At 63.5% G+C, this 11,644-nt stretch carries 8 protein-coding genes; 3 read left to right on the forward strand and 5 right to left on the reverse strand.

The genetic code is table 11. The features are described from left to right. The first annotated feature begins 19 nt into the window (after positions 1–19). The 3 genes from BM315_RS08295 to mddA all read left to right on the forward strand — a co-directional run bounded on the left by BM315_RS08295 (position 20) and on the right by mddA (position 4,558). Entirely contained in the window at positions 20–742 is a 723-nt protein-coding gene (locus BM315_RS08295) for a response regulator (protein WP_090499777.1), read from the forward strand. A gap of 135 nt (positions 743–877) precedes the next feature. Continuing rightward, the gene (locus tag BM315_RS08300; RefSeq protein WP_090499729.1) at positions 878–3,679 is read left to right on the forward strand and encodes a PAS domain S-box protein; all 2,802 of its coding nucleotides are present in this window, start codon (positions 878–880) and stop codon (positions 3,677–3,679) included. Positions 3,680–3,796: 117 nt separating this feature from the next. Then, the gene (gene mddA, locus BM315_RS08305; protein ID WP_090499731.1) at positions 3,797–4,558 is read left to right on the forward strand and encodes a methanethiol S-methyltransferase; all 762 of its coding nucleotides are present in this window, start codon (positions 3,797–3,799) and stop codon (positions 4,556–4,558) included. Between the two features lie 92 nt (positions 4,559–4,650). On the opposite strand, the gene fabB is transcribed toward mddA, so the two are convergent. From fabB to BM315_RS08330, 5 genes are all read right to left on the reverse strand, one after another. Beyond that, positions 4,651–5,871, reverse strand: a complete 1,221-nt coding sequence (gene fabB, locus BM315_RS08310; RefSeq protein ID WP_090499734.1) for a beta-ketoacyl-ACP synthase I — start codon at positions 5,869–5,871, stop codon at positions 4,651–4,653. A gap of 12 nt (positions 5,872–5,883) precedes the next feature. Then, entirely contained in the window at positions 5,884–6,399 is a 516-nt protein-coding gene (fabA, locus tag BM315_RS08315; RefSeq protein WP_090499736.1) for a 3-hydroxyacyl-[acyl-carrier-protein] dehydratase FabA, read from the reverse strand. Positions 6,400–6,608: 209 nt separating this feature from the next. Beyond that, entirely contained in the window at positions 6,609–8,537 is a 1,929-nt protein-coding gene (locus tag BM315_RS08320; protein WP_090499737.1) for an ATP-binding protein, read from the reverse strand. Next, a complete protein-coding gene (locus BM315_RS08325) occupies positions 8,534–9,460 on the reverse strand; it encodes an ABC transporter substrate-binding protein (protein ID WP_425287774.1) in 927 nt (308 codons plus the stop codon). The genes BM315_RS08320 and BM315_RS08325 overlap by 4 nt, the downstream gene beginning before the upstream one ends. 1 nt (position 9,461) lies before the next feature. Beyond that, entirely contained in the window at positions 9,462–11,633 is a 2,172-nt protein-coding gene (locus tag BM315_RS08330; protein WP_090499778.1) for a TonB-dependent receptor plug domain-containing protein, read from the reverse strand. Between the last annotated feature and the right edge of the window lie 11 nt (positions 11,634–11,644).

Genomic DNA, 11,644 nt, shown 5'->3' on the forward strand with positions numbered 1-11,644 from the left:
GGGCTGCGAGGATGCGGGCATGCAGGACACACAGATCCTGGTGGTGGACGACGATGGCGAGGTGCGCCAGTTGCTCGAGGACTACCTCGGCGGGCAGGGTTATCGGGTGCGCAGCTGTGCCGACAGTGCGGCCCTGCGCCAGGCCCTGCAAAGCGGGATGCCCGACCTGGTGCTGCTGGATGTCGGCCTGCCCGGTGAGGACGGCCTGAGCCTGGCGCGCTTTCTGCGCGAACACCACGACCTGCCGGTGATCATGATTTCCGGGGCCGGCAGTGCGCTCGACCGGATCATCGGCCTGGAGGTGGGCGCCGACGACTACCTGGGCAAGCCCTTCGATCCGCGCGAACTGCTGGCGCGGGTGAAAACCGTGTTGCGCCGCTACCGGCGCGCAGGCGCCAGGGAGGCCGGCGCCGCGAGCGAGGAGGGCATCCGCCTGGGCCGCTATCGTCTCGATCTGCAACGACGGCAACTGCACGACGAACAGGGCCATGAGGTCGAACTGACCGCCATGGAATTCGATCTGTTGCAGGCGTTCGCCCAGCGCCCCAATCGCCCGCTGTCGCGTGATCAGTTGCTCAACCTGACGCAGAACCGCGACTGGAATCCTTACGATCGTTCCATCGATATCCGTATCGCCCGCCTGCGTCGCAAGCTGGAAGACGACCCGGATAAACCGCAGATCATCCGTACCCTGCGCGGCGTGGGCTACATGCTGGTGGTCGACCCGGCGCCATCGCATTAGCCGGAGGCTGGCGCGCAGGACCGGCGAAGCGGATCGAACAGCCTCTGTTTCAATTGTTTCAGTCTGGTTGTCGAGCGCCGTACCAGCAGCGGCGCTTCCTATACTCAGGACACAGCATCCGTGCGGAGAGGCAACATGACCCAAGCGGTTCCGGCACTGGCGGCCAGTGCCCTGGATCATCCGTTACGGCAGATCGTCGATAACAGCAGCGCGGTGATCTACATCAAAGACCTGCAGGGCCGCTATCGGCTGGTCAACCGCGCCTTCGAGCGCTTCTTCCAGCTGTCCGCCGAGCAGGTACTGGGGCGCAGTGATCACGAGCTGTTCCCCGCCGCCGTCGCCGATGCCCTGCGCAACAACGACCTGTGTGTGACCAGCCTCGGCCACTCCATCGAGTTCGAGGAGCAGTTGATCCTGCAGGATCGCTCCTGGGTCTATCTGTCGAGCAAGTTCCCCCTGTACGACGAGCAGGGGCGGGTCATCGCCGTGTGCGGCATCTCCACCGACATCAGCGAGCGCAAACGCGTCGAGGAGGCGCTGCGGCATGTCGCCCTGGGCGTCAGCGCCGCCACCGGCGAGGCGGTGTTCGAAGCCATCGCGCGCTATATGGCACGCTCGCTGCGCGCCGATTTCGCCTTCGTCAGTCGCGTCAACGACGGCGTGCCGCTGAGTCTGACGACCCTGGCGCTGTACTACGCGGGCAAGCTGCACGGCAACGTCACCTACGAGCTGCCGGGTACGCCCTGCGAGGCGGTGTTCAACAAGGCCTTCCACTTCGTCGACAGCGGGCTGCTCGAACATTACCCGGATGACGGCGTGCTGACCGCCTTTGGCGTCGACAGCTATGCCGGTTATCCGCTGTTCGCCAGCGATGGCAGGCCGCTGGGGCTGATTGCGGCAGGTCGTTGCGGGCCCATGCAGGATCGCAGCCGGGTGGAGTCGATCCTGCGCATCTTCTCGGTACGGGCTGCCGCCGAGTTGCAGCGTCTGGATGCCGAGGCCAGTTATCGTTCGATCTTCGAGGCGTCGGCGGATGCGATCTTCGTCCATGATCTGCATAGCTTTGCCCTGGTAGACATCAATCCACGGGCCTGCGAGATCTACGGTTACTCTCATGAGCAAATGCTGCGCCTGGACAGCGAGGTGTTCAGCGCCGGATATCCGCCCTATACCGGTGCCGATGCCTTGCGCTGGCTAGCCAGGGCCCGCGATGAAGGGCCGCAGCGTTTCGAGTGGCGCAGGCGCAACCGCGATGGCAGCCTGCACTGGGACGAGGTGTTCCTCAAGCGCGCGAGCATCGCCGGCATCGACCGGATTCTCGCCTTCACCCGCGAGATCAGTCAGCGCAAGGAGGCCGAGAGCGCCCTGCGCGCCAGCGAGCAGCAGTACCGCACCATCGTCGGCAGCGCGCTGGACTGCATCATTGGCATGGATGCCGAGGGGCGCATCACCACCTTCAATCCGGCTGCCGAACAGTGTTTTGGTTATGCCGCTGACCAGGTGCTGGGTCAGCCGCTGGCCGAACTGCTGATCCCGCCGCGCCATCGGCATGCGCATCGCCTGGGCTTTCAGCGTTTTCTCGAAACCGGGCAGGGGGCATTTCTCGGCCGGCGGGTGGAAGTCTGTGCGCAGCGTGCCGATGGCCAGGAGTTTCCTGCCGAGCTGGCGATCTCGGTGGTGCAGGGTGCCGAAGGACCGCAGATTATCGGCTTTCTGCGTGATATCACCGAGCGTCAGCAGGCCGAGTCCCAGCGCGCGGAATTGGAGCGACAGTTGCGTCAGGCCCAGCGCATGGAAGCCATAGGTCACCTGACCGGAGGTATCGCCCATGATTTCAACAACCTGCTGACCAGCATGCTCGGCTACACGGTGATGGCCGAGGAGTTGGCCGAGAAGCAGGGCGATGAGCGCTTGGGCCGATATTTGAGCCGCGTGCAACACTCGGCGGAAAAGGCCCGCGACCTGATCCAGCAAATGCTCACCTTCAGCCGCGGCAGCCGTGGCCAGCCGCAGCCGGTGGCGCTGGGCAAGCTGATCGGCGAGTTCCGTCAGTTGTTGCAATCCACCCTGCCAACCAGCATGGAAATCGAGATGAATCTGGCCCAGGGGCTGCCGCCGGCCCTGGTCGATCCGGTGCAGCTGGAGCAGGTGCTGATGAACCTGTGCATCAATGCCCGCGATGCCATGGGCAGCGTCGGTCGGCTGCAGATTGCCCTGCAGCGGGTGGTCCAGCCGCGCAATACCTGCGCCTCCTGCCAGCAGACGTTCAATGGCGACTACCTGATGCTGTCGGTGCGCGACAGCGGGCCCGGTATCAGCGGGCCGGTTCAACTGCACATGTTCGAACCGTTTTTTACCACCAAGGCACCCGGACAGGGCAGCGGCATGGGCTTGTCCATGGTGCATGGCATCGTGCATGAGTATGGCGGGCATATCCTGCTGGACAGCCGCGCGGGAGAGGGCGCCAGTTTCAAGGTGTTGATTCCGCCGCTGGTACAAGCGGCCACTCAGGCGTCTGCGGGCAGCTCGTGTCCGCTCCAGGACGGCCAGCAGGCCCGTTTGCGTGGCCGGGTCGCGGTGGTCGACGACGAGGGCATGGTGGCCGAGTTCATGGCCGAACGCCTGAGCCAATGGGGGCTCGACGTGGGCCTGTGGTGCGATGCCGAGCAGGCCTCGGAGCAGCTGCTCAACGATCCATACGCCTGGGGTCTGGTGATTCTCGACCAGAGCATGCCGCGCCTGACGGGGATGCAATTGGCCCGCCGCCTGTTGGCCGCCCGCGCGGACCTGCCGATTGCCCTCTATACCGGCTTCAGCGAGCAGCTCGACGAAGCCGAGGTGTTGGCCCAGGGCATTCGTGCGCTGATGCGCAAGCCCCTGGATCAGGCCCGGCTGCATGCCTGGCTGCGCACTATCCTGCCCAGTGACAGCGACTGAAACCATGCGCATACAAAGGCTAAACACGCCGCCATCGCGCTGATACATGCCCGGCGCAACCTGACCTCGACTGCAAACAGTCTTGCAGCTACCCCCAATCGAGGCAGGACCATAACCATGAAACGCTTTGCGATCTTTCTCTACGGCGTCGGCAGTTATGCCGTGTTTTTCGCCACTTTCCTTTACGCCATTGCCTTCGTTGGCAATTCTCCGCTGGTGCCGCGCAGCATCGACGGGATCCCCGAAATGGCTTTCGGCAACGCCCTGGTGATCAATATGCTGCTGTTGGCCGTGTTCGCCATCCAGCACAGCGTGATGGCGCGGCCGGCCTTCAAGGCCTGGTGGACGAGGATCATTCCCCAGGCGGCGGAACGCAGCACCTATGTGCTGCTTTCCAGCCTGGCGCTGATCGCGTTGTTCTATTTCTGGCAGCCCATGGGTGGGGTCATCTGGCAGGTGGAGAATCGCAGCGGCCAGTTGCTGTTGTCGGCGGGTTTCGGCTTCGGTTGGGCGCTGGTGCTGTACAGCACCTTCCTGATCAACCACTTCGACCTGTTTGGCTTGCGTCAGGTCTGGCTGCAGTTGCTGGGCCGGCCTTATATGGCGCTGCCGTTCAAGACCCCGGCGGCCTACAGGCTGGTGAGGCATCCGCTCTACCTGGGCTGGTTCTTCGCCTTCTGGTGCACCCCGCAGATGACGGCGGCGCACCTGCTGTTCGCTGTGCTGAGCAGCATCTATATCCTGATCGGCATCTTCTTCGAGGAGCGCGACCTGATCCGGGTTCATCCCGAGTACCGCGTCTATCGCCAGCAGGTGCCCATGCTGCTGCCGCGCTTAAGGAAGGCCAAGCGAGTTGCAGAAGTTGAAGAAGCGGCCTGAAGGCCAGACAAAACAAAGGGCGCCCGATTGGGCGCCCTTTGTCGTGGTGCGGGTACTGGATTGCATAAGGTGCGTCCATGCACCTTGCCCGGCTACTTGCCGGTCCAGCGCTTGAGTACCAGGGTGGCGTTGGTGCCGCCGAAGCCGAAACTGTTGCTCATCACGGTGTCGATCTTGGCATTCTCGACGGTGCTGCGCTGGATCGGCAGATCGGCGATTTCAGGGTCGATTTCGTCGATGTTGATCGAGCCGGCAATGAAGTTGCCTTCCATCATCAGCATGCAATAGATCGCTTCCTGCACGCCGGCGGCGCCCAGGGAGTGGCCGGTCAGGCTCTTGGTCGAGCTGATGGCCGGCGCCTTGGCGCCGAACACTTCGCGCACCGCGCGGCTTTCCGCGACGTCGCCGACCGGAGTCGAGGTGCCGTGGGTGTTGAGGTAGTCGATCGGCGTGTCGACGGTGGCCAGGGCTTGCTGCATGCAGCGCACCGCACCTTCACCGCTCGGCGCGACCATGTCGTAGCCGTCGGAAGTGGCGCCATAGCCGACGATTTCCGCGTAGATCTTCGCGCCGCGCTTGAGCGCGTGCTCCAGTTCTTCGACCACCACCATGCCGCCGCCGCCGGCGATGACGAAGCCGTCACGCTTGGCATCGTAGGCCCGCGAGGCTTTTTCCGGGGTGTCGTTGTACTGGGTGGAGAGGGCGCCCATGGCATCGAACAGGAAGCTCTGGGTCCAGTGCTCTTCTTCGCCGCCGCCGGCGAACACCATGTCCTGCTTGCCCAACTGGATCTGCTCCATGGCGTTGCCGATGCAATGAGCGCTGGTGGCGCAGGCGGAGGAGATCGAGTAGTTGACGCCCTTGATCTTGAACGGCGTCGCCAGACAGGCCGATACGGTGCTGCCCATGGTGCGCGGCACACGGTAGGGACCGACCCGCTTGACGCCCTTCTCGCGCATGATGTCCAGGGCTTCCATCTGGTTGAAGGTCGAGGCACCACCGGAACCGGCGATCAAGCCGACGCGCGGATTGGAAACATCTTCGGTGCTGAGACCGGCGTCCTTGATCGCCTGTTCCATGGACAGGTAGGCGAAGGCTGCCGCATCGCCCATGAAGCGATAGACCTTGCGGTCGATCAGTTCTTCCAGTTTCAGGTCAACGGAGCCGGACACCTGGCTGCGCAGGCCCATCTCGGCGTATTCCGGATTGAAACGGATACCTGCCCGGCCAGCGCGAAGGTTGGCGGATACGGTTTCTTTATCATTGCCCAGGCAGGAAACGATGCCCAGACCGGTAATCACGACGCGACGCATGGGGAAGATCCTTTAGAAACTGTCGGTAGAAGTGAACAGGCCGACGCGCAAGCCTTCGGCGCTGTAGATCTCGCGGCCATCGACACTCACGCTGCCGTCGGCGATGGCCAGAACCAGCGAGCGGGCGATGGTGCGTTTGATATGAATGTTATAGGTAACTTTCTTGGCCGTCGGCAGGACCTGACCAAAGAACTTCACTTCGCCGGAACCCAGGGCGCGACCGCGACCGGGGTTGCCCTGCCAGCCTAGGTGGAAACCGACCAACTGCCACATGGCGTCTAGACCGAGGCAGCCTGGCATCACCGGGTCGCCTTCGAAATGACAACCGAAGAACCACAGGTCCGGGGTGATATCGAGTTCTGCAACGATCTCGCCCTTGCCATACTTGCCGCCAGTGTCGCTGATGTGGGTGATGCGGTCGATCATCAGCATGTTCGGGGCGGGCAGTTGCGCATTACCCGGGCCGAACAGTTCGCCGCGGCTGCAGCGCAACAGGTCTTCCCGGGTAAAGGCGTTTTGTTTGGTCATGCGAGCTCCTCAATATTTCCCATGCGCCAAGGCTGGGTGAATCGTCCTGGCCGGCCACGCCGCTTGTGTGCGTTTACCGGTAGCCTAGTCATAGACTGTTGCGTTGTGGTGAAAGTCACAGCGCGCTGAGCACAGCGCTGCTCTGTCCCCCGACATCTTGCCACAGAGGGGCGCATTGGTAAGCCCGCGCAGGTCAAGCCTGCAACACTTTATCTGCCTTGACCACTGGCCGAAGGTCGGTGGGGCAACCAGTGTAGTAGCACCCGTTGCAGGTCGGCGCGTTTGAAGGGTTTGGCCAGGTAATCATTCATGCCTGCCGCCAGGCAGGTCTCGCGATCGCCCTGCAAGGCATTGGCGGTGAGGGCGATGATCGGTATATCGGCCTGGTCGGTGAGGCGGCGAATTTGGCGGGTGGCTTCATAGCCATCCATGACCGGCAGACGGCAATCCATCAGGATGGCGGCAAAGTGCCGGCGCTCGACGCTCTGCAGCGCCTGGGCGCCATCGCCGACCAGGCAGACCCGATACCCCAGGCTGCGTAGCATGGCCTCGATCACGGTCTGGTTGACCGGGTTATCTTCGACCAGGAGTATGTCCTGGCCTTGCCCTTGACCGTCTTTTGCCGGGTCGCTGGGGTTGCTGTGGCGAAGCTGGCGAGAGAAGGGCAGCGGTATTTCCAGGGTGAAGACCGAGCCAATTTGCTCCTGGCTTTCGCCGCGCAGGGTGCCGCCCATGCGCTCGGCCAGGGTGCGGGCGATCGGCAGGCCCAGGCCGGTACCGCCGTAGCGCCGGGAGATCGAGGTGTCGGCCTGCTGGAAGGCGTCGAACATGTGTTCCAGGCGTTCGGCCGAGATACCGATACCGCTATCGTGTACCGCACAGGTAAGCCACAGCACCTGGTCGTCCAGTTCTTGCCAGCGGATGTGCACGCGGATGCTGCCTTCTTCGGTGAATTTCAGCGCATTACCGATCAGGTTGACCAGTATCTGTCGGATGCGCGTCGGGTCGCCTTGAACTTCGAGCCGTTCCAGGCCGTCCTGGATCTCCAGTTGCAGCGTCAGGCCGCGTTGCAGAGCGCTGTGCTGGAACACCTGGACGCAAGTCTGCACCAGTTCCAGCAGGTTGAAGGGGATGCATTCCAGTGCCAGTGCACCGCGCTCGATGCGCGAGAAGTCGAGTATGTCGTTGATGACTTTCAGCAGGTGTTCGGTGGATTCGGCCGCCAGCGCGGCATATTCCGCCTGTTCCTCGGTCATTTCGGTGGTTTCCAGCAGCTGCAGCATGCCCAGCACGCCATTCATCGGGGTGCGCAGTTCGTGGCTCATCATGGCCAGAAAGTCGGATTTGGCGCTGTTGGCCTGCTCCGACTCTTCGCGGGCTTTGATCAGCAGCGCCATGGCCTGCTGCTGTTCCTGGCTGGCACGCTCCAGGCCATTGGCCAGGTTGTTGATGTGTCGCGCCAGGACGCCTAGTTCGCCATCCTCGATTTCGGGCAGGGTGGTGCGGTAATTGCCGCCCTGAATCGCCGTCACCGCAGTGCTCATCGCGCTGAGCGGGTGTGACAGTTGTCTTGCCAGGCGGCGCGCCAGGATAAAAGTCAGGAACAGGGCGAGCAGCGCCAGTGCTGCGGCTTTGAGGAGGATTTCCTGTTGCCGGGTGTTGAAGGCGTCATTCGACATGCCAACGACCACATGGCCCAGGTATTGCTCCGTGGGTTGTTCCTGGCGGGTAATGGCGTGCTGGAGGAAGTCGTTGTCCAGCGCGATCCGTTGCAGGTGAATGGGGGCGTGGAAGACCTCGACTTGTGCACTGCCCCGACCTTGGCCGCCAGTCTGTTCGACATACACCAGAATATTGTCGGCACTGTCGCGAACCTCGAGGAAGCGCACGTGTGGCGTTTTCAGGGTGGCCTGCAACAGGGCGTCGAGCACTTCCAGATTGCCGGAGATAACCCCGTATTCGGTTGCCGGAGCCAGCTGACTGGCGATCAACTGGCCCGTGTGGTCGAGCTCCTGACGCAGATCCTGCAGGCGCACGAAGGTGAAAAAACCAGTCAACAGCAGAGTCATCAGCAACGCCGGACCGACACTGATCAACTGCGTGCGCGCATGGATGTCCCAGCCACGGCCCAGCTTCATAGGTGTTCTCCTTCAGCCACTTGTTGCGTCAGGCTCGCGTCATCGGCCAGTTCTATGGCCAGTGCGCGTGCCACCTGACGGTTGCCGAGTACTTTGAAATAGGCGGGGTAAGCGCTGTGCGGCCAGCTCGAGGGTGGCTGGTCGAGCAGTCGGTCGAGGCTGTTGAGCCAGTCTTGCTGGTCGCTGTAGACGCTGGCCAGGCTGCCGGCGCGCACGAAGCTGGCGTTGGGGCCGATCATGGCGCGCTGTTGGCCGTAGCTGGTGAGCAGCAGGTTCTTCGCGGTGCGTGGATTGAACAGGTCGTCATCGTCGACCCCGAACAACAGGTCGCTGCGTTGCAGCAAGGCCAGCAGCGGCCGATTGTCACGGCTGTCCGGCCAGGCTTGGCCGACGATCTCCAGTCCCAGGGGCGTGGCGGCCTGGCGCAGTTCATCGAGCAGGAATTGGCTGTGCTCGTCGTGGAGCACGCCGATCCGTTGCGCCTGGGGTAAGAGCAGGCGTACCAGACGCAATTGGCGGGCCGGCGCCGGATCGCTCCAGAGCAGGCTGAGCTGTGCCGGGCGGTGCTTGCCGAGGCGCTCCCGGGCCTGTACCCGGCTGATGCGCAGCATCAGGGCCGGTGGGCCAGCGGCGGTACTCAGGCGCCAGTCGAGGGCGTGCAGGTCGAGCAGGATCAGGCGGGTTCCGGCGGGGATTCGCTCGGGGCTCGGCAGTTGCGCCAGCGGCTGGAAGCGCACCCGATCCTGCGGCCGCAACTCGGCCAGCGCGGCGCTGAATGCACGGATGGCCGGGTTGTCTTCGGCGCCGCTGAGGAGGATCTCGGCAGCGTGCAGTGGAGCGCTGCACAGCAGGCAGCAGAACAGGAGCCAGTGACGCATCCATGAAGATCGCATGGGGCTCATCCGTGAGGGGGGGTAATCCATCCTAGAATTCTAGCTCCGCGCTGAAATACAGCAGCTGTCGTTCGTCGTAGTTGTTTTCTTGCCAGGTCAGCGGCTCATCGTCGAGGCGCTGTTGCATGACCCCCGCCAGTTCCAGGGCCGCACTGCCAATGGTGATGCGTTTGGCCACCCGCAGATCCAGGCGTTCGAAACGGTATTGATTGAGTTGATCGGCGCCGTAATAGAACAGTGCGCTCGACCAGCCCTGACCCCAGTCGCGCAGCCAGCCGGCAGACCCACTGTGGCGCGCGCTGAGACGCCGATCGAGGTGACTGCTGGCGCTGAAGTCGAGGTAGGCGTAGCTCAGGCGCAGACGGTCGGCATGGCTGAGTTGCCAGTCGATCTGGGTCTCGGCACCGCTGAAGCGCATGCTGTTGGCGTTGCTCGGGAAAAATCGGTCGTTGCGCAGCGGCTCGCTGATCATGCCGTGGATTTCGTCGTAGAACAGCTTGATATCCAGGCTGATGCCCACATCGGCGAACGAACCGTTGTAGCCCAGTTCACGCGAACGCATGATTTCCTGGTCGAGGTCGCCGGGACCGCGGGAACGGGCGAAGTAGGTCGCGCTGCTCTGGCCGAAGGCCTGCGGCTGCAGATTGCGTACGCGGTAGCGCCAGTCGACGTTGTTTTCGTACATGTCCGGCGAACGCACGGCTTCGGAGTACACCGCGCGCAGGCCGTGGCGCGGCGTGATCAGGTAGTTGACGGCGATGCGCGGGGTCAGCGAGCTGCCGGAAAGCCGGTCGTCTTCCAGCATGGCGCCGCCCTGCACCAGCCAGTGGGCGCCGAGTTGCCACTCCAGATGGCCGAACAGGCGCCAGATGTGATTGCTCAATGCGCCGTTGAAATAGGTCTCGGAGTCCGCGTGATCGTAGCGATAGCCCAGACCGCTGAGCAGGCGCAGGTCGTCGGACAGGCTCAGGGTGTCTTGCACTTCGAAATCGTAGCGGGTCTCGCGCATGCTCTGGTTGACGTCGCCGCAGACCGGGGCCGCGCCACCGCCGAACAATTGTGCCCGCACGGCAGTGGCCAGCGCCTGTTCCCGGGCCGTACCGGGCGGGAGCACAGCGTTGGTGGGGTTGTTCTTGAGCTGCGTCAAATAGTCGCCGAACTTGACCACGTAGAACGGATTGAGATCCCACAACTCGCCCAGTTCCGGGCTGAAGGCGACTTCCGCCTCGCAGGCGCGCCAGACCTGCTTGCGTTCCCAGTGCTGGGCCGAACTCTGCAGGTAGAGGCTGTGTTCGGGGCTGAAGTCGAGGGTCCAGCGCAGCGAGCCGGCATAGTCGCGGGCCTTGACGTCCGAGCCGTCGTCGCCAGGTGCGATCTGCTCGTCGAATACCGAGGCATAGCCATAGGGGCGCTGGTTGCTGCCTTCTTTGGCCGCCAGTTGCCAGGCGAGGCTGTGGCGGCTGTCGAGTTGCTGGCTGGCGGACAGGTTGAAGCGGTTGAGCCGGCGGCTGTCGCGGTAATCGCGGCCGAACTGGTCGTGATCGAAGCCGCTGTCCTGCAGGCCCGAGAGTGACAGGCGCAGGGCGCCGTCCTGCCAGGCACTGCCGTGGCTGGCGTACCAGTCATGGATGCCGCGCTGGCCCTGGGTGGTTTTCAGGCGGGTGCCGCGGCTGTCGAGGGGGTGGCGGGTGAGGATATTGATCACCCCCATCAGGGCATTGGCCCCGTAACTGACGGTGTTCGGCCCGCGAAATACTTCGATCCGCTCGATGTCCTCGATCGCCACGGGAATATCCGTCCAGTCCACGCTGGCCAGGCCGGGACGATAGACCGAGCGGCCATCGATCAGCACCTGCAGGCGCCGGGCCTCGGTGACGTTGCTGCCGTGGTAGTTGGCGGTGGCCTGGTTGCCGTTGCGGTAGCCGACCATCATGCCGGGTACCAGGCGCAGCAGCTCCGGGATGTCGCGGGCGCCGCTGGCTTTGATCAGGGCGCTGTCGAGTACCGTGACGCTGCCGGGGACTGCCGCCGGTGCCTGCTTCAAGCGCGTAGCGGTCAGTACTTCCGGCATGGCGTGGTGGTTGTCGAACAGGTCATCGCCCAGCACTTCGCCAGTGGCCAACAGTGCCAGCAAGGACAGGGGGAGTGAGGCTCGGGGATTGATCGCCACGCAACGGCCTTGTTCGCGTTGAAAGTGCGGCATGTTAACCGAGC

Source organism: Pseudomonas borbori, assembly GCF_900115555.1.
GTDB classification, from domain to species: Bacteria; Pseudomonadota; Gammaproteobacteria; order Pseudomonadales; family Pseudomonadaceae; genus Aquipseudomonas; species Aquipseudomonas borbori.